Annotated in this window: 17 protein-coding genes and 8 pseudogenes; 11 read left to right on the top strand and 14 right to left on the bottom strand. The window is 70.9% G+C overall.

Features of this window, described 5'->3' with window-relative positions:
• Positions 1-224 precede the first annotated feature (224 nt).
• Positions 225-666, top strand: a pseudogene (locus ABD324_RS37265) (alpha/beta hydrolase fold domain-containing protein).
• A gap of 22 nt (positions 667-688) precedes the next feature.
• Here ABD324_RS37265 and ABD324_RS12515 read toward each other — a convergent pair.
• Positions 689-973, bottom strand: a complete 285-nt coding sequence (locus tag ABD324_RS12515; protein ID WP_344415752.1) for an MDR/zinc-dependent alcohol dehydrogenase-like family protein — start codon at positions 971-973, stop codon at positions 689-691.
• Between the two features lie 89 nt (positions 974-1,062).
• Here ABD324_RS12515 and ABD324_RS12510 point away from each other — a divergent pair, with 89 nt between their 5' ends.
• Positions 1,063-1,587, top strand: coding sequence for a hypothetical protein (locus ABD324_RS12510; protein WP_344415750.1), 525 nt, complete (start codon positions 1,063-1,065; stop codon positions 1,585-1,587).
• A 28-nt stretch (positions 1,588-1,615) separates the two neighbouring features.
• Here the strand turns inward: ABD324_RS12510 and ABD324_RS12505 are convergent.
• Both ABD324_RS12505 and ABD324_RS12500 read right to left on the bottom strand, forming a co-directional pair.
• Positions 1,616-2,585, bottom strand: a pseudogene (locus ABD324_RS12505) (IS481 family transposase).
• A 60-nt stretch (positions 2,586-2,645) separates the two neighbouring features.
• Positions 2,646-3,433: pseudogene (locus ABD324_RS12500) on the bottom strand (beta-keto acid cleavage family enzyme).
• Positions 3,434-3,444: 11 nt separating this feature from the next.
• Here ABD324_RS12500 and ABD324_RS37260 point away from each other — a divergent pair.
• Positions 3,445-3,930, top strand: coding sequence for a helix-turn-helix domain-containing protein (locus ABD324_RS37260; protein WP_425565829.1), 486 nt, complete (start codon positions 3,445-3,447; stop codon positions 3,928-3,930).
• 27 nt (positions 3,931-3,957) lie between these two features.
• Here the strand turns inward: ABD324_RS37260 and ABD324_RS12495 are convergent, their stop codons facing one another.
• From ABD324_RS12495 to ABD324_RS37245, 5 genes and pseudogenes are all read right to left on the bottom strand, one after another.
• Positions 3,958-4,461, bottom strand: coding sequence for a transposase (locus tag ABD324_RS12495; RefSeq protein WP_344416384.1), 504 nt, complete (start codon positions 4,459-4,461; stop codon positions 3,958-3,960).
• A 91-nt stretch (positions 4,462-4,552) separates the two neighbouring features.
• Positions 4,553-4,846, bottom strand: a complete 294-nt coding sequence (locus ABD324_RS37255) for a hypothetical protein (RefSeq protein ID WP_425565848.1) — start codon at positions 4,844-4,846, stop codon at positions 4,553-4,555.
• Positions 4,738-5,181, bottom strand: coding sequence for a hypothetical protein (locus ABD324_RS12490; protein ID WP_344415748.1), 444 nt, complete (start codon positions 5,179-5,181; stop codon positions 4,738-4,740). Before ABD324_RS12490 ends, ABD324_RS37255 begins: the two co-directional genes overlap by 109 nt.
• Positions 5,182-5,343: 162 nt before the next feature.
• Positions 5,344-5,406, bottom strand: a pseudogene (locus ABD324_RS37250) (hypothetical protein); the annotation flags it as partial.
• A gap of 71 nt (positions 5,407-5,477) precedes the next feature.
• Positions 5,478-5,675: pseudogene (locus ABD324_RS37245) on the bottom strand (IS110 family transposase); the annotation flags it as partial.
• An 89-nt stretch (positions 5,676-5,764) separates the two neighbouring features.
• Here ABD324_RS37245 and ABD324_RS12485 point away from each other — a divergent pair.
• Together ABD324_RS12485 and ABD324_RS12480 are read left to right on the top strand one after the other, a co-directional pair.
• The gene (locus tag ABD324_RS12485) at positions 5,765-6,151 is read left to right on the top strand and encodes an SDR family NAD(P)-dependent oxidoreductase (RefSeq protein ID WP_344415746.1); all 387 of its coding nucleotides are present in this window, start codon (positions 5,765-5,767) and stop codon (positions 6,149-6,151) included.
• A gap of 539 nt (positions 6,152-6,690) precedes the next feature.
• Positions 6,691-7,682: pseudogene (locus ABD324_RS12480) on the top strand (IS481 family transposase).
• 516 nt (positions 7,683-8,198) lie between these two features.
• Here the strand turns inward: ABD324_RS12480 and ABD324_RS37240 are convergent.
• Positions 8,199-8,480: a leucine zipper domain-containing protein gene (locus tag ABD324_RS37240; RefSeq protein ID WP_425565847.1), complete on the bottom strand. Its 282-nt coding sequence runs from the start codon at positions 8,478-8,480 to the stop codon at positions 8,199-8,201.
• A gap of 35 nt (positions 8,481-8,515) precedes the next feature.
• Between ABD324_RS37240 and ABD324_RS12475 the strand changes: the two genes are divergently transcribed.
• Complete coding sequence (locus ABD324_RS12475) at positions 8,516-8,641, top strand: hypothetical protein (protein ID WP_344415744.1); 126 nt, start codon at positions 8,516-8,518, stop codon at positions 8,639-8,641.
• A 6-nt stretch (positions 8,642-8,647) separates the two neighbouring features.
• Here the strand turns inward: ABD324_RS12475 and ABD324_RS12470 are convergent, their stop codons facing one another.
• Positions 8,648-9,409, bottom strand: coding sequence for an SDR family NAD(P)-dependent oxidoreductase (locus tag ABD324_RS12470; protein ID WP_344415743.1), 762 nt, complete (start codon positions 9,407-9,409; stop codon positions 8,648-8,650).
• Between the two features lie 28 nt (positions 9,410-9,437).
• On the bottom strand, positions 9,438-10,088 hold the full coding sequence (locus ABD324_RS12465) for a TetR/AcrR family transcriptional regulator (RefSeq protein WP_344415742.1): 651 nt from the start codon (positions 10,086-10,088) through the stop codon (positions 9,438-9,440).
• A gap of 76 nt (positions 10,089-10,164) precedes the next feature.
• Between ABD324_RS12465 and ABD324_RS12460 the strand changes: the two genes are divergently transcribed.
• The 5 genes and pseudogenes from ABD324_RS12460 (at position 10,165) to ABD324_RS12440 (ending at position 14,593) form a co-directional block, all read left to right on the top strand.
• Positions 10,165-11,985, top strand: a complete 1,821-nt coding sequence (locus ABD324_RS12460) for an acyl-CoA dehydrogenase (protein ID WP_344416382.1) — start codon at positions 10,165-10,167, stop codon at positions 11,983-11,985.
• Positions 11,986-12,028: 43 nt separating this feature from the next.
• Positions 12,029-12,766, top strand: coding sequence for an SDR family NAD(P)-dependent oxidoreductase (locus ABD324_RS12455; protein ID WP_344415740.1), 738 nt, complete (start codon positions 12,029-12,031; stop codon positions 12,764-12,766).
• A 122-nt stretch (positions 12,767-12,888) separates the two neighbouring features.
• Positions 12,889-13,158, top strand: a pseudogene (locus ABD324_RS12450) (transposase); the annotation flags it as partial.
• Between the two features lie 315 nt (positions 13,159-13,473).
• A pseudogene (locus ABD324_RS12445) lies at positions 13,474-13,665 on the top strand (IS630 family transposase); the annotation flags it as partial.
• A 31-nt stretch (positions 13,666-13,696) separates the two neighbouring features.
• Positions 13,697-14,593, top strand: coding sequence for an IS630 family transposase (locus tag ABD324_RS12440; RefSeq protein ID WP_344416380.1), 897 nt, complete (start codon positions 13,697-13,699; stop codon positions 14,591-14,593).
• A 45-nt stretch (positions 14,594-14,638) separates the two neighbouring features.
• Here the strand turns inward: ABD324_RS12440 and ABD324_RS12435 are convergent, their stop codons facing one another.
• Genes ABD324_RS12435 through ABD324_RS12425 form a run of 3 tightly spaced genes read right to left on the bottom strand, consistent with a single transcriptional unit; the run spans position 14,639 to position 16,188 of the window.
• Complete coding sequence (locus ABD324_RS12435; protein ID WP_344415738.1) at positions 14,639-14,893, bottom strand: hypothetical protein; 255 nt, start codon at positions 14,891-14,893, stop codon at positions 14,639-14,641.
• Positions 14,890-16,017: a tripartite tricarboxylate transporter permease gene (locus tag ABD324_RS12430; RefSeq protein ID WP_344415736.1), complete on the bottom strand. Its 1,128-nt coding sequence runs from the start codon at positions 16,015-16,017 to the stop codon at positions 14,890-14,892. Before ABD324_RS12430 ends, ABD324_RS12435 begins: the two co-directional genes overlap by 4 nt.
• A 3-nt stretch (positions 16,018-16,020) precedes the next feature.
• On the bottom strand, positions 16,021-16,188 hold the full coding sequence (locus ABD324_RS12425; protein WP_344415734.1) for a hypothetical protein: 168 nt from the start codon (positions 16,186-16,188) through the stop codon (positions 16,021-16,023).
• Positions 16,189-16,227: the final 39 nt, after the last annotated feature.

Genomic DNA, 16,227 nt, shown 5'->3' with positions numbered 1-16,227 from the left:
GGCAGCTCGAGCATCGTCAGGTGGGCGACGTTCACCTCGGCCACGTTGTGCCCCGAGGCCGGCCGTGAAGCGGGCCCCGGCCGACCCGGCGGCGCGGGAGGCGTGGTTCGCTGACGTCGCGCGGGTGCGGACGGCGCAGCACGCGGCATTCCTGCGGATGCGCGGGCCGGCCCGCGATCGGCGGTGGGAGCGCCGGCGGCGCCCTCACGGCCGCCGTCGCCCTGATGAGCCGCGACCGCGGCGGGCCGGCCCTGCGGGGGCAGGTCCTCACCATCCCGGCGCTGGACAGCAGCTGCGACACCGGGTCGATGCACCGCTTCGCGGAGGGTTTCGCCATGACCCGCCGGCACTCCGAGGACGTGTGGGAGGTGTACCTCGCCTCGCCCGCCGACGCGTTCGGGCCCATACGCCTCGCCGGCACACGCCCCCGACCTCCGCGGGCTGCCACCGGCCCTCGTCGTCCTCCGCGACTTCGAGATGCTCCGGGACGAGGGCCCGGCCTACGCCCACCGCCTCGTGGAGCACGGCGTGACCGTGACGGCGCGGCGGCTGCCGCAGTGCCACGGCGCCGCGGTGCCCGAGGTCGGGGCGGAGACCGAGCGGCTCACCGACGAGTTCCTGCGCGCGACCCTGTGCGTTCCCGGTGCGGATCGACTGCGCGAGTGACGATCCCGCACCCCGGGAGCGCTCAGCCGAGCGCCGGGTCGACGTCGACCAGGACTTTGCCGACCGCGCCCTGCTCCACCGCCTCAAAGGCCCGGCCGAGGTCGGCCAGGGGATGGTGGTGGACCTGGAGCCCGGCCGCGGTCCCGACCCCGAGGACCCCCGCCGCCACGGCGTCCATGACGGCGGCGACCGCGGCCCGCTTGGCCGGCTCGGGCATCGTGAAGATCGAGACGAACAGCAGCCGCGCGTTGGCCCCCATCGACGCGCCGAGGTCCACCGGGAAGGTAGCGGCGCCGCCGGCGTACACGGCGACGGTGCCGCCCGGGGCGAGGACCTGCAGGTCGAGGTCGAGGTTCGGGTCCGGCGCCAGCTCGACGACGACGCCCCGTCCGGGGCGTGGCCGCGGACGGCCTGCGCGGCGTCGACGTCCCGGTGCCGGACGACGTGCCGCGCGCCGGCCGCCCCGGCGAGCGCGGCCTTCTCGGCCGTGCTCACCGTGGTGAGGACGGTAGCGCCGCTCCAGCCGGCGAGCTGGATCGCGGCGTGCCCGAGCGCGCCGGCACCCCCGGCCACCAGCACGGTGCGCCCGTCGAGCGCGCCCGGCGCGAGGCGGGCGGGCCCGTCCTCGGCGACGGTCAGACAGCGGTGCGCGGTCACGGCGGGGACGCCGAGGCAGGCCCCCGCGTCCAGGCCGACGCCCGCCGGCAGCGGGACCGCGTTCCCGGCCGGCACGACCGTGAGCTCCTGCGCGCCACCGCCGCACCGCTGGCGGGCCGTCTCCCAGAGCCACACCCGCTCACCGACGCGGGCGGGATCGATGCCCGGCCAGACGGCGTCGACGACCCCGGCGGCGTCCTGGAGCGGGACGACCGGGTCGCCTCCCGAGTACCGCCGCCGGTTCCGCCAGTCGGCGGGGGTTGATCCCGGCGACCCCGACCCGCACCCGGACCTAGCTGTTCTGCCCTGAGAGGTTGGGAACACGGCTGGCGGGTGGGTGACCCTCCGATGCCGGTGTGTCCGCGGTGGTGATTGTAGAAGTGCAACCACGCGGGTAGGTCGGCTCGGCGGTCGGCTTCGCGCTGGTAGGGGCGGGCGTAGGCCCACTCCTCGAGCAGGGTGCGGTTGAACCGTTCGACCTTGCCGTTGGTCTGGGGCCGGTAGGGCCGGGTGCGTTTGTGCACGATGCCCTGGTCGGCGAGGCCATCGCGCCAGACGCGGGAGCGGTAGCAGGCCCCGTTGTCGGTGAGCACCCGCGCGACCTCGATGCCGCAGCCGGCGAAGTAGGCGTGGGCGCGGGCCCAGAACCCGACCGCGGTGATGGCCTGCTCGTCGGCGTGGATCTCGGTGTAAGCCAGTCGGGAGTGATCGTCCACGGCGTTGTGCAGGTAGGCGTAGCCGGTCCCGGTCCGCTGGCGGCGCCGCCCACCGGCGCGGCCCAGGACGCGGTGTCCGCCGCCGTCGGGGATGTTGCCGAGCTTCTTGACGTCGACATGGACCAGATCCCCTGGTGTGGGGTGTTCGTAGCGGCGCACCGCCTTGCGGATCATGACGCCGGTGGCGCGGTCGAGCTCGGACAGCCGCGGGATCCGGTAGCGGCGCAGCACCGCGTGCACGGTCGAGGCGGCCAGCCGCAACAGCCCGGCGATGCGTGCCGGTCCCCAGCGTCGGATGACTCTGACCTTGATGATGCGCCGCTCGATCCGGGTCGGGGTCCGGCGCGGGCTGTGGTGCGGGCGGGAGGAGCGGTCGGCCATGCCCGCCGCGCCGTAGAGGCGGTAGCGGTCGGCCCAGCGCTTCGCGGTGCTGACCGCCACCTGGAAGCGGTCTGCGGCCCGCCGCAACGGCCAGCCGTCGTCGACGACACAACGGGCCAGCCGCAATCGACCGGTCTCGGACAACGGGGCGTTACGGTGGGTCATGAGGGCCTTCCAGGTCACGGGGTAGATGTCGCAATCCACACCGGACCTGGAGGCCCTCACCTACTTCAAGATCATCCCGCCCGTGTCGCCGTACTCAACCTCCATGGGCAGTACACCGCCCTCGGCGGGCTCCGGGACGGGGCGACGGAGCTCGTGGACCTCCCCGCCCCGCGCGTACGCCATGGCGCACACGTCGGTCATCGGCCGCTGCCCGCGCCCTCGGGCAGCTGGCGGGCGGCCTGCGCCACGTCCGCTATTCCCAGGTCGGCTCTCCGCGATCTTGCGGGCCCGGGCGAACAGCGGGACGCTGCCGTCGGACAGCTCGCCCTTGCGCAGGTAGAGGGTGTCCTCCAGGCCCGCGCGGCTGTTGCCGCCCAGGGCCAGGCCGACCGCGGTCAGCTCCAGGTTTGCCCGCCCGATGGCGATCACCTGCCACACCGCGTCCACCGGCCTGCGGCGCACCATCATCAGATTCTCCGCGGTCGCGGCCATCCCGCCGCGCACCCCAGCACGATGCTGAACTGCAGCGGCTCGGCGAGCAACCCCTCGTCGCGCAGGCGCAGGCAGGCGTCGAGGTGACCGGTGTCGTAGATCTCCAGCTCCGGCTTGACCCCAAGCTCCTGCATGCGGGCCGCCAGCCTGCGGACACCGGCGGGCGGGATCAGGAACTCGCCGGCGCCGAAGCGCATGCTGCACGGGTTGCGTGTCGCCATCGCCGGGCGCAGCTCGACCAGCTTCTCGCGCTCCTCGAACGGGACGCTCAGGCCGACGCCGGAAGAGAGCTGCACCAGGATCGGGCAGCGCTCGCCAATCAGGTCGATCGTCGTATCCGTTCGGCGAGTGGACATACGGTAGGACGATGAACCCGCCCCGAACAGAGGAGGTCGGCGGACTCACGGTCATCGCCAAGGTCGGCCTCGTTCTGCGGACCGTCGGAGCCGCCGCCGGCGGCGCCACCACCTCAGAGGTGGCCCGCGAGGCCAGCCTGCCACGCCCCACAACACATCGACTGCTCGGAGAACTCACCGACAGGGCCTCGTCGACCGCGACGACGGCCGATGGCACCTCGGCCCCGAACTGTTCCTTCTCGGCGCGGTCGCCGCGGCCCGCCACGACGTCACCGACTACGCCCGCGACATCCTCGCCGACCTCGCAGAACAATCCGGCGAGAGCGCCTTCCTCTACGTGCTGCGCGACTGGGAGACGGTCTGTCTCGCCGGGTGCGAAGGCAGCTTCCCGCTGCGCTCACACGTCCTCCACGAAGGCATCCGCTTTCCCCTCGGCGTCGCCTCGGCAGACCTCGCGATCCTGGCCCACCGGTCAAGTCCGCTGGCGTGGTGTGTGACGACTACCGCGTGATCTTCTAACTGTGTCAGGCGCTGAGCGCCGGGATCGTGTCGGTCGAGGTCACCTCCTCGCCGCTGGAGGCCGTGTCAGGGACCGCGGTGACGCGGGAGCGGGCCAGGACCTCGAGCCCGAAGTAGCGCCGTCCCTCGACCCACTCGTCGTGCTGCTCGGCCAGCACCGCACCGACCAGGCGGATCAGCGAGTCGCGGTCCGGGAAGATCCCGACGACGTCGGTGCGACGGCGGATCTCCCTGTCCAGCCGCTCGCTTGGGTTGTTGACCAGATCTGGCGCCACACCTCCTTCGGGAAGCTTGTGAAGGCCAGGACGTCCGCGCGCGTGGTCGAGGTGCTCGGACACCTTCGGCAGCTTCTCGGCCACGGCGTCGAGGACGCGGTCGAACTGGGCGTGAACGCTCGCGGCGTCGGGCTGGTCGTAGACCGAGTGCAGCAACGCCCGCACCCACGGCCAGGACGACTTCGGGGTCGCTGCCATCAGGTTCGCCGCGTAGTGGGTGCGGCAGACTCCCACTGTCAACCCGCGAGGTTTTCGATCTTCTGAGTCAGTGCAGCATCGAGCGGCCGCGTGGCGTTGTCGCCGGCAGCTGAGGAAGGGGTGCTGGTCAGCCCGCGGAGAGTGCGGCCTGGGCGGTGGTGTGGCGTTTCAGGGCGCAGGGGGTGTGAGTGCTCCAGCAGGTCCAGAGCACGCGCATCCAGCGAGCGGCGAGACCGCGAAGCGCCCGATGGTAGTGCTGGCCGCGCCGGTCACGAGCCTCGCGGAAAGCCGCCTTGGCCCAAGGTGCTTCCTTCATCGAGTTGTAGGCCCACCACATCGCGGCCTCGCGCAGGATTGTGTTGGCAGCGTAGCGGAAGCGGACTTTGCGTGAGCGGCCGGAGGCGCGGGTGACCGCGGCCAGCCCGGACTCGGCCAGCAGTGTCGCCGGTGTCGGGAAGCGGCGCGGTCCTCACCGATCTCGGCGAGCAGTGTGCAGGTCAGGACCGGCCCGAGTCCGGGGAAGCCGGCGAAGATCGGTGTGTCGGGGTGCTCGGCGACCGCGGCGGCGATGGCGTCGTCGTACCCGGCGAGCTGGATGTTGAGCAGTTGGAGCAGCCGGGCGAAGGATTGGGCGGAGTAGGACTTGCCTGCGACTGTGCCGGTCGAGGCGGCGAGCAGGTTCTCGCGCAGCCGCTCGGCCAGGACGTGCCCGGGGACCCGGCCGGTGTAGTGATGGCGGGTCAGGAACCCGCTCATGCGGGTGGCCTTGATCCATGACGCCGCGGCCGGTGTTGGGTAGTCCAGGACGAAGTGCAGAGTGATCTGCCGGTCGACCGAGGAGGACAGCCGCGCGGGCGCCGGGTGGTAGGCCTCGAGGATGGCGCGTAGCTGGGACTCGGTGGCCTGCTGGGTCTGCTGTAGACGATCGCGGTCGCGGGTCAGGGCTCTGATCTCAGCCAGCAGCGGCGAGGGGATGCTCAGAGGTCGCCAGTGATGGTGCTCGTGGCGGAGGGTGTCGGCCAGGACGTAGGCGTCGAGCCGACCGTGGCGACTCAGTAGCGTTCCCGCGCTCGGGCGGCGATGCGGGGCGAGATCGGGAAGACCGTGTGGCCCTGGGACTGCAGGTGCTGGACGAGCACGACCTCAGCCCGCTCGACGGCGACGGGTAGGGCCTCGCCATGCTCGGCGAGGGAAGTGTCGAGCTCAGCGAGCCCGGCGACGTCATGGGTGACCCGCTGCTGGGTCAGCTGAGTTCCAGTGGTGTCGAGGACGCAGAGTTGGTGCTCGCTGCCGCCCCAGTCGACGCCGACGAACGCCGGCCAGCCTGGCGGGGGGGTGGTTGGGCAAGAGGAGCTCCTTCGGAGGACAGATCCACTCCGGCTCGATCCCCCTCGGGCGCACCGGCCGGGTCGGCGAACCCAACTTCATCACCTGCTCCGTGGCCAAGGCCGGGGCGATGGCGGTGATGCGCTCGGTGACCAAGGCCGTCGGCCGGTACGACGTCAGCGCCAACTGCATCGCCCTGGCGACGATCGAGACCCCGACCACCGCCCCCGTGCTCGCGGGCAAGGCGACACGCAAGGCCATGCTGCGCCACTACCTCATCAAGCGGCTGGGCCGGCCCGCGGACGCGGCGGGCCTCGCCGTGTTCCTCTCCAGCGATGCCGCGTCCTGGATCACCGGGCAGACCTACCCGGTGAACGGTGACTACTCGTCGTCGCTCTGACCAGGCGCTTGCGGGCCCATCGCGAACATACCGCGCCGGTTGTCGAGGTCCGCCTTGGTGATCGAGTGCCCGATGGCGTTGCAGCACACGACCGTCATGTGCAACGCCTTGACGTCCGGAGAGGCCGGGAGCCGACCGGTCCGAGCGAAGTGCATTTTGTGTTGGTCTGTCGTTGAAGGGCGCACGTCGCTCTCGTCCGATAGGTTCTTGGCTTGTTGAAGGTCAAGGTCCAGCGGGTGTAGGGCGAGCTCGTCCACCGAACCTCTACCCAACCCGGGAAAGGGCGCACGTCGCTCTCGTCCGATAGGTTCTTGGCTTGTTGAAGGTCAAGGTCCAGCGGGTGTAGGGCGAGCTCGTCCACCGAACCTCTACCCAACCCGGGACCTGACCAATTCGTGTTGCTAGGTGTGCTGCCCGGGGACGTTGGTCGAACCGGGGGTCGTGTGACGACACGACATGATTGATCTTGATGGGTGAGGACCTCTCGGAGTGGTGTGGAGCTGTCTGACGGCATCCACGCCCGGCTCCGGGAGGTCCTCGTGCTCCACGCTAACGCGGCTTTGACCCCACGCGCCCGATTACGGCTGGCGCGTCTGATCGTCGACGAGCAGTGGCCGGTCTCGACGGCCGCGGCCCGGTTCCAGGTGTCGTGGCGCACGGCGAAACGGTGGGCCGACCGCTACGCCGCCGAAGGCCCCGCCGGAATGTTCGACCGCTCCAGCCGGCCCCATCACAGCCCGAACAAGACCCCCGAGCCGGTCAAGCGGAAGATCGTGCACCTGCGGCTCAAGCACCGGCTGGGCCCGGTCGAGATCGCCGCCCGCGTCGGAGTGGCCGCCTCGACTGCCCACCAGGTCCTGCGCCGCTGCCGGATCAACCGTCTCACCGGGCTGGACCGGGCCTCCGGAGAGCCGGTGCGCCGCTACGAACACCCCGCACCCGGGGACATGCTGCATGTCGATGTGAAGAAGCTGGGCAACATCCCCGACGGCGGCGGCTGGCGCTACGTCGGCCGCCACCAGGGACGACGCCACCGGGCCGCGACCCCGGGCAAACCCCGCAACGAGTACCGAAACCCGAAGATGGGCACCGCGTTCGTGCACACCGTGATCGACGACCACTCACGGGTGGCCTACGCCGAGATCCACGACGACGAGACCGCTGCCACCGCCACCGCGGTGCTGCGCCGGGCCGTGGCCTGGTTCGCCGCCCGCGGAGTCACCACCCGTCGGGTGCTGTCGGACAACGGCAGCGCCTATTGCTCACACCTGTGGCGCGACACCTGCACCGAGCTCGGGATCAGCCCGCGCCGGACCCGGCCCTACCGGCCGCAGACGAACGGGAAGATAGAACGGTTCCACCGCACCTCGCCGACCGCTGGGCGTTCCGACGCTTCTACGCCAGCGAGTCACAACGCCGAAACGCACTTCCGGCGTTCCTCCACGAGTACAACCACCACAGGCCCCACACCGCTCTCGGAGGTCAACCACCCATCACCCGGTTGACCAACCTGTCCGGGCAGCACAGCTAGGTCCGGTCGAATCGCTCGGCCTCACCGTTCGTCCACGGGCAGTGCGGGCGGGTGAACCGCCGCCGGATCACCAACTCGGCACAGGACGCTGTCCGGTGCCGGTCGACCCGGCAGCCCCTGGCGCTGTCGGTGAGCACCCTGGCGACGTTCCCGCCGTGAGCGGCAACCCAGGCCACCGCACGGCGCAGAAACCCGCGCTGGTCAGGTCTCGCTCATCGGGCAGGGCCTCGCCGGGGGCCAGGCGGGAGTGGTCGTCCACGGCGACGTCGAGGAAGTCGTAGCCGACCCCGCGCCCGCGGACGGCCTCCCGGCGCTGTGCAGGCGCCAGCCACCGCCGTCGGGAACCCGGCCGGGCTTCACATCGACATCCAGTAGATCACCGGGGTGCGGGTGTTAGTAGCGGCGTCTGGAGTGCTGACGACGGAGCGGGGCACCGGTGATCGCGTCGATCGCGCGCAACGCGGGCACCCGGTGGCGGTGCAGGATCCGGCCCGTGGTCCGGCGACCAAGCCCAGCTCACGGGCCAGGAACACCGGTCCCGTATGGCGTCGACGCGCAACGCGAGTACCCGTTGTTCGACCTCGGCGGGGTGCGGGTCGGACTGCGGTGTGAGCGCGAGGAACGGTCGGCCCGCCCGGCCCAGCTCTCCTCGCGGTAGCGGCAGATCCATTTGTGCACCGTGACCCGGGAGATCCCGAGCTGCTCAGCGATCCGGGCGGCGGACCGCCCGGCCTTCCCGCGGGTCACGACCAGCCGCTGGGCGTTGACGGTCGTGCGGGCATTAGCGTGCCTGCCCAGGTCGGCCCCGCACCGTCAGAGCGCCGGCAGCGCGCGTGCCGGCGCTGCTGCTGGCGTGGATCGACCGGCCCTTCGTCGTCGAGGAGCCGGACGCGTTGCGGGACCACGTCCGCGCCCTGGCCGCGCGACTCACCCGCGCGGCCGCCACCCCGGACGTGTGACCGGAGTCAGGTGATGGTGATGCCGCCGTCGACCGCCAGCGTCTGCCCCAGGACGTAGCTCCCGGCGTCGCCGGCCAGGAAGATGAGCGCGGCGGCGAGCTCCTCCGGATCGCCCTTGCGGCCCAGTGGGACCCGGAGCATCGTCTGCTCGAAATAGCCGGGCGGGTACTGCTCGGTCATCTCGGTGTGGAAGAACCCCGGCGCGAGGGCGTTGACCCGGATCCCCTTGCGTCCGCCCCACTGCTGGGCGAGGTCCCGGGTCATGCCGATCAGACCGGCCTTACTCGCCGAGTACGCGGCCTGCGGCAGCGCGGCGGTGGTGATCCCCAGGATGCTGGAGATGTTCACGATGCTGCTGCCCGGCTTCATGACCCGCCCGCACGCCTGCGCCATCCAGTAGCAGCCGTTGAGGTTCACGTCGATGACCTTCGTGAACTCCGCGACGGTCTCCCGGGTGGACGGTACCGCAGTGCCCACGCCGGCGTTGTTCACCAGCACGTCCACCCGGCCGAACTCCGCCATCGCTTGCGCGACGACGGCGTCGCAGTCCGTCGGCACGGCGACGTCGGTGGCCACCGCCAGGGCCCGCACCCCGCAGTCCTCGACGAGCTTCGCGGTCTCCGCAAGGCGGTCGACGCGGCGGGCGGCGAGCACCACGTCCGCTCCCGCCTCCGCAAGGGCCTGGGCGAAGGCGACACCCAGCCCCGAGGACGCGCCGGTGACGATGGCGACCTTTCCGTCCAGGCGGAACCGCGACAAGACCGTCATTCTTCGATCCTCCGTGATCGGGCGACCGTCATCCCCGCACCCCGAGAAGACGGCTCGCGAACTCGATGTACAGAACTCCCAGCTCGTGGGGGGTCCACGGGCTGTGCGGCGTGTACCAGCGGGCCACGTCGATCCCCAGCGAGAGGATCGCGGCCGCGGCCCCGCGGACGTCGGGGACGACGAAGTCGCCGGAGCCGACGCCGCGCTCGACGAGGCCGCGCACGGACTTCTCGGTGTCGCGGCGCAGGTCGGTGATCACGTCGGCATGCTCCGCCCGCAGCGCCCCCAGCTCGTACTGCACGACGCGGGCAAGGGTCCGCTGCTCGGCGTGCCAGCGGGTGAACGCGTAGACGAACACCCGCGCGGCCGTGACGGCGTCGGCGACCCCGGCCGCGGCGGTGACCATGTCCAGCGCGATCTCGTGTCCGCGACGGCTCAACGCGAAGAGCAGCTCCTCTTTGGAGGCGAAGTGCACGTAGAGCGCCGCGGTGCTGAGCCCGGAGCCCTGGGCGATGTGCTTGAGGTTGGTCCCGTGGAACCCCCGGTCGGCGAACGACTCGACCGCGGCCCCGACGATCGCGCTCCGCGTCGGCTTCGCCTCCTCGTGGCCGCCGGCGAGCTCGGCCAGGATCGCCTCGCCGAGCGCCGCGGCTGTGCCGGCGTTCGTGACTGCGCCCATACCGTCGGCTCCTTGACCTCGGCGGCGCATCGCGCCAGAGTCAGATTACTGATTGATCAGTAATCCTGGAGCGATGATGCCACACGTGAGCCGCGACCTCATCCTGTCCCGTGCCGACCTCGAGTTCCTGCTGCACGACTGGCTGCACGTCGAGGAGCTCACGAATCGCAAACGCTTCGCCGAGCACTCCCGGGAGACCATCGACGCGGTTCTGGAGCTGGCCGCCGACCTCGCGACCGAGCAGTTCGCGCCCCACAACAAGCGCAACGACGCCGAGGAGCCTCGGTTCGAGCAGGTCGACGGCGTCGGGTACGCCCGGCTCCATCCCGAGGTCGGGCCCGCGCTGGCCACCGCCGCGGAGGCCGGGCTGCTCTCCGCGACCATGGACGCCGAGGTGGGCGGCCTGCAGCTCCCCCACGTCGTCGGCATCGCCGTGGCGGCCTGGTTCCAGGCTGCGAACCCGGGCACCTGGGCCTACGCCATGCTGACGGTGGCCAACGCCAACCTGCTGGTGGCGCACGGTTCGCCGGAGCAGGTCCGGGCCTTCGTGCCGCCGATGCTGGAGGGCCGGTTCCACGGGACGATGTGCCTCTCGGAGCCGCAGGCCGGCTCCTCGCTCGCCGACATCACCACCCGGGCCGAGCCCCGCCCGGACGGCACCCACCGCATGTTCGGCTCCAAGATGTGGATCTCCGGCGGCGACCACGAGCTGGGCGAGAACATCGTCCACCTGGTACTGGCCAAGATCCCGGGCGGGGGGCCCGGGGTCCGGGGCATCTCGCTGTTCCTCGTGCCCAAGTACCTGCTCGACGCGGACGGGGCGGTCGGCGAGCGCAACGACGTCACCCTCGTGGGCCTCAACCACAAGATGGGGTACCGCGGCACGGTGAACACCCTGCTCGCCTTCGGCGACGGCACCGTGACACCCGGCGGGGAGGCCGGCGCGGTCGGCTACCTCGTCGGCTCCCCGGGCAGTGGGCTCGCGGCGATGTTCCACATGATGAACGAGGCCCGCATCGCGGTCGGGGCGGGCGCCGCCGCGCTGGCGTACACGGGGTTCCTGAAGTCGCTGGACTACGCGCGCACGCGCCCGCAGGGTCGGCCCGCCGGCGCGAAGGACCCGTCCGCCCCGATGGTCCCGATCGTCCGGCACGCCGACGTGCGGCGGATGCTGCTGGCGCAGAAGGCGTACGCCGAGGGCGCCCTGGCCCTGATCCTCTACTGTGGACGCTTGGTCGACGAGGAGCGCACCGCAGGCGACGCCGCAGCCCGCGAGCGCGCCCACCTGCTGCTCGAGACGCTGACCCCGATCGCCAAGAGCTGGCCCTCGCAGTGGGGGCTCGAGGCCAACACCCTGGCCATCCAGGTCCACGGCGGCTACGGCTATACCCGCGAGTACGACGTCGAGCAGCACTACCGCGACAACCGTCTCAACCCGATCCACGAGGGCACCCATGGCATCCAGGCCGCCGACCTGCTCGGCCGGAAGGTCGTCATGAACGGCGGCGCCGGGTTCACGGCGCTGCGGGAGACCGTCACCGCGACCGTCGCCCGTGCCGAGGAGGCCGGAGGGTTGGCCGCGACCTGCGGGGCGGCACTCCGGCAGGCGACGGACCGGCTGGTCGAAGTCACCGCCCTCGTCCACACCTGCCCGCACCCCGAGGACCGGCTGGCCAACGCCGCAGTCTACCTGGAGGCGGCCGGCCACATCGTGCTCGCGTGGATCTGGCTCGAGCAGCTGCTCGCGGTGCAGGAGCGCGACGACGACTTCGCGAACGGCAAGCGAGCTGCGGCCCGCTACTTCTTCCGGTTCGAGCTGCCGACGGTCGGCCCCCGGCTGGACCTGCTCGCCGCCGGGGACCGCACCGTCCTCGACACCGCGCCCGACTGGCTCTGACCGTGCACGTCCCGCAGCGACCCGACGACGAGAGGCTCCCCCGATGAGCAACCTGACCTTCGACTTCACCGGCCGGACCGTGATCGTGACCGGGGGTGCGCGCGGGGTGGGCAGGGCCATCGGCGAGCACTTTCGGTCTGCCGGCGCGGACGTCTATCTGGTGGACCACGACGCCGACGTCGTGAACGCGACCGCACAGGAGATCGGCGCGGTCGGCCTGTCCGCGGACGTCGCCGACACCGCGCAGGTGGAGGAGACCGTCGAACGGGTGGTCTCCGACACCGGCCGGCTCGACGTGGTGGTCAACAACGCCGGGATCCTGCGCGACGGGATGCTCTGGAAGCTGACCGACGACGACTACGCCACGGTGATGGCCGTCCACGCCGGCGGGACCTTCCGGTTCACCCGGGCGGCCGTCCCGCACTTCCGTCGCCAGGGCGGCGGCCGGGTCGTCAACGTCACCTCCTACACCGGGCTGCGGGGCAACGTCGGCCAGTCCAACTACGCCATGGCCAAGGCCGGCATCATCGGCTTCACCAAGACCGCGGCCAAGGAGCTCGCCCGCTTCGGCGTCACCGTCAACGCGATCTCGCCCAACGCCGAGACCCGCATGATCGCCTCGATCCCCGAGGCGAAGCGGGCGGAGCTGACGGCGGGGATCCCCATGGGCCGCTTCGCCGATCCCTCCGAGATGGCCGCCGCGGTGGCGTTCCTCGCGTCCGACGAGGCGGGCTACATCACCGGCACGGTCCTCCCGGTCGACGGCGGCATCTCGATCTGAGCCCGGTCACGACCGCAAAGAGCACCCGGAAGCCCGGAAGCACGTCCACTCCCGATTCCGGGCGGCTGGCTCCCCTGAGTCGGCGGGTGGAGGTGGCACGGCCTGGGCTGCACGGCGCGATCTCTAGTGGCGTCCAAGGTGGGTTTGACCGCGTCCTTGACGCGGTGGCCGTCAAGCTGCCGAAGGTGTGCGAGCACCTCGACGCCGCCCGCGCGGACGTCCTGGCCTTCACGAGCTCCTCGCCAGATCTGGTCGAACAACCCCAGCGAGCGGCTCAACCGCGAGATCCGCCGCCGCACCGACGGGGTCGGATCTTCCCCGACCGCGACTCCCTGACCCCCCTCGTCGGCGCCGTCCTAGCCGAACGGCATGAACGGGGCGAAGAACACCGGATCATCGAGCAGCGCATCGACCCGAGCAAGCTCCTCCGGCAGCCGCAGGACCTTTTCGAGAAGCACCGCCTCCGACAAGCTCACCTCGCCGCGTGTGTCCGCAGCATCAGGCCTCGTTTCCCCGGCTCACCGAGCTACAAGACCACTCTCCCGCGCACTCCACCCCGACACCGAAGGCGCCGAGCATCTCCGCAGGTCAGCGGCCTGACGCGCCGCTATCTCTTCAGGGCGAAGTAGCTAGTGCCTCGTCCGGGAGCGTTGCCGTTGTAACCGGGTTGGGGTGATCGCCTGGGAGGCTGTCGTCGGAGGTGGGCGATGGCTCGGCAGCCTGAGGTGTTCGTCCGGGAGTTGGACCCGGCTGAGGCGCAGCGACTGGTGAAGATCACCCGCACGGCCCGGAATCGGGTCCGGCTGCGGCGGGCGGGGATCGTGCTGGCCTCGGTGCAGGGCCGCTCCGCGGCCGAGGCGGCAGCGATGTTCGCCGCGACCGCGCAGTACGCGCGGGAGGTGATCCACGCGTTCAACGACAAGGGGTTCGCTGCTCTGGACCCAAAATGGAGCGGGGGCCGACCTCCTAAAGTTCGGCCCCCACGTCCGCGAGCTCGTCTGCCGGGTCGCCCGCACGCCGCCCCAACAAGCCGGGCGCCCGTTCACCACCTGGAGCCTGACCAAGCTCGTCGAGCACCTCGCCACCACGCATCGGGCGCAGGTCAGCACCGAGACAGTCCGGCAGATCCTGCGGGCATCGGGAGTGCGCTGGCAGGCCACCAAGACCTGGAAGGCCAGCACCGACTCCGAGTTCGCGCAGAAGATGGCCCGGATCCTCGATCTCTACGACCGCTCCGCCGCCGGGCAGCTCGACCCGGGCGCCAGGGTGATCTGCGTGGACGAGTTCGGCCCGTTGAACCTGCAACCCCGCCCGGGCCGTGGCTGGTTCCCGTCCGGTCGCCCGGCCCGGCTGCGAGCGACCTACCACCGCTACGGCGGGGTCCGACACATGATCGCCGGTCTCGACCTCGCTTCCGGACAGCTATTCTACCGGCTGCGTGACCGCAAGCGCTGGCAGGAGTTCCTCGCGTTCCTGCACCAACTCCGACGCCGGTTCCCGTCCGGGCGACTCCACGTGGTCTGCGACAACTTCTCCCCACACCGCAAGGCCGAAGTGCTTGCCTGGTGCGCCGGCCACGACGTCGAGCTGGTGTTCACCCCGACCCACGCGTCCTGGCTGAACTGGATCGAGTCCGAGTTCACCGCGCTGCGCTACTTCACCCTTGACGGCAGCGACTACCCCTCTCACGCCGCCCAGGAAGCCGCGATCGCCGGCTACGTCCGCTGGGCCAACCGCCATGCCAGACCCAAGAAACACTTCGCGCCCGAGTCCAAGATTCGCACCCGATTACCTACCGAACGTTTGCCTGACGAGGCACTAGCCTGATGGATTGCCTCATAGCACCCCGTTGACATCACTCGCTCCTCCTGATCAGCCGGCGAGGGCCAGCAGCGCCGGGACGGTAAGGACCGATGTGTAGTAGCACATGAACTGAACGCCGACCCCGAACCCGAGGGCCCGGCTCATCAGACCGCCCACCGCGCCCATGATCACCGTGACGAGGAGGCCGGTAACCCCGCCCTCCCACACGCTGATCACGACGATCAGCGAGACGAAGGCGGCGATGAGCGCCTCGTGGCTCCCCTTGCCCATCACCCAGGAGGCCGCACGGTGCGCGTAGTTCATGGCGAAGGGGTAGGGGCGATGAGGACGGCGATGAGCGCCGCGGCAAGGCCGAAGAACAGGAACTCGGGCACGCTGAGCATCGTGTGAAGGTTGTTCACCTCGCCCGTTCTCGGATCGACGGTGAACCGCGGCGGAGCGTTAAACAACGGGGCCGCCGGGCCGATGGCGACCGGGCTCAGGGGCAGGCCGAACGCGATCAACGGGATCAGGACCTCGGCGATGTAGGTCGACTCGGTCACCCCGTTGCGGACCGCGAGTACGGAGGTGAGCCTCCGGTAGGCGTGCTTGGTGCGGGCACCGACGTACTCACCGACGGCCACCGTCGTGGCGACCGGGCTGAACACGAACGTCGCGCTGGTCACCGCGGCGGCCGTGACAGTTGTGCGGGTCTGCCCGGGGTCGAGGACCTTGAACGGGTTGGGCATGAACCCGCTCCAGCTCTTGACGTCGGGTGCCATCGAGACGCGGCGGTGCTCCGTGCGGGACATGCTCCGGCGTTCCCTGGGCGACAACGAGCGCAGCAGGTCGATGATCAGCGGACCGGCAGTGACCCCGAGAGAGTAGCTGACCGAGGGCTTGAGGCCGTGGGCGGTGGAGAACGCCTGCAACGCCGCGACGAGGAACACGAAGGGGACGATCGCGACGACCGAGGCCCAGCGTCCCGGCGAGAAGTAGGCGATGAGCACGGACGCACTCAGGAAGATCCAGGGCGCCGCTGCGGAGATCACGCTGCCCAGCGGGCTGAGGATGACGGCGAACAGCACCGACAGGGGCAGCGAGACGAACACCGCGACGACCGACGCCGACACCATCTTGCACAACGCCACGTGCGGGGCGCCGAGACCGCGCATCGGGTTCGCCTCGCGCATCAGCGGGATCGCCATAGTGTCGCCGGGGATGCCGAGCAGGGCGGTCGGGATGGCGTGGGTGATGTGTTTGGCCACCATCGCCGACATGAAGAAGCCGAAGACCGCGGGGGCCGGAGCACCGAGCAGAACCACGAGCAAGGTGAGCGGGGCAATCGTGGCGGTCTCGTCCGTACCGGAGACCAGCCCGATCAGCGTGAAGGCGAGGGTGCCCAGGACACAGAAGCCCAGGACGACGAGGATCGTCAACGGATCCATCGCTCAGCCCTCGCGTCCGGTGGGCTGGTGCTCCGCCTGCACCGAGGCGGTCGCCGGCGCCGCACCGAACGCCTCGTATAGCCCGAGGGACCGCATCTCCGCTGCCGTGCGCTCGTCAAGGTCCGCTTCGGTGCCGAGCCCACCTCGGTCCGCGGCCAGCACGGCGAGCACTTCGTCACGCGAGCTGCCGCCAAGGGTCTCCTGGACAAC

The organism is Pseudonocardia ailaonensis (genome assembly GCF_039531635.1).
GTDB classification, from domain to species: domain Bacteria; phylum Actinomycetota; class Actinomycetes; order Mycobacteriales; family Pseudonocardiaceae; genus Pseudonocardia; species Pseudonocardia ailaonensis.
This window is presented reverse-complemented; position numbering and strand designations above follow the sequence as displayed.

What these genes read in the sequence shown, in the direction of transcription:
- ABD324_RS37260 (WP_425565829.1), top strand. Translation starts at nt 3,445, where the DNA reads ATGAACCCGCCCCGAACAGAGGAGGTCGGCGGACTCACGGTCATCGCC.
- ABD324_RS12490 (WP_344415748.1), bottom strand. Translation starts at nt 5,181, where the DNA reads ATGAGCGGGTTCCTGACCCGCCATCACTACACCGGCCGGGTCCCCGGG.
- ABD324_RS12470 (WP_344415743.1), bottom strand. Translation starts at nt 9,409, where the DNA reads ATGACGGTCTTGTCGCGGTTCCGCCTGGACGGAAAGGTCGCCATCGTC.
- ABD324_RS12465 (WP_344415742.1), bottom strand. Translation starts at nt 10,088, where the DNA reads ATGGGCGCAGTCACGAACGCCGGCACAGCCGCGGCGCTCGGCGAGGCG.
- ABD324_RS12460 (WP_344416382.1), top strand. Translation starts at nt 10,165, where the DNA reads ATGCCACACGTGAGCCGCGACCTCATCCTGTCCCGTGCCGACCTCGAG.
- ABD324_RS12455 (WP_344415740.1), top strand. Translation starts at nt 12,029, where the DNA reads ATGAGCAACCTGACCTTCGACTTCACCGGCCGGACCGTGATCGTGACC.
- ABD324_RS12435 (WP_344415738.1), bottom strand. Translation starts at nt 14,893, where the DNA reads ATGAACTACGCGCACCGTGCGGCCTCCTGGGTGATGGGCAAGGGGAGC.
- ABD324_RS12430 (WP_344415736.1), bottom strand. Translation starts at nt 16,017, where the DNA reads ATGGATCCGTTGACGATCCTCGTCGTCCTGGGCTTCTGTGTCCTGGGC.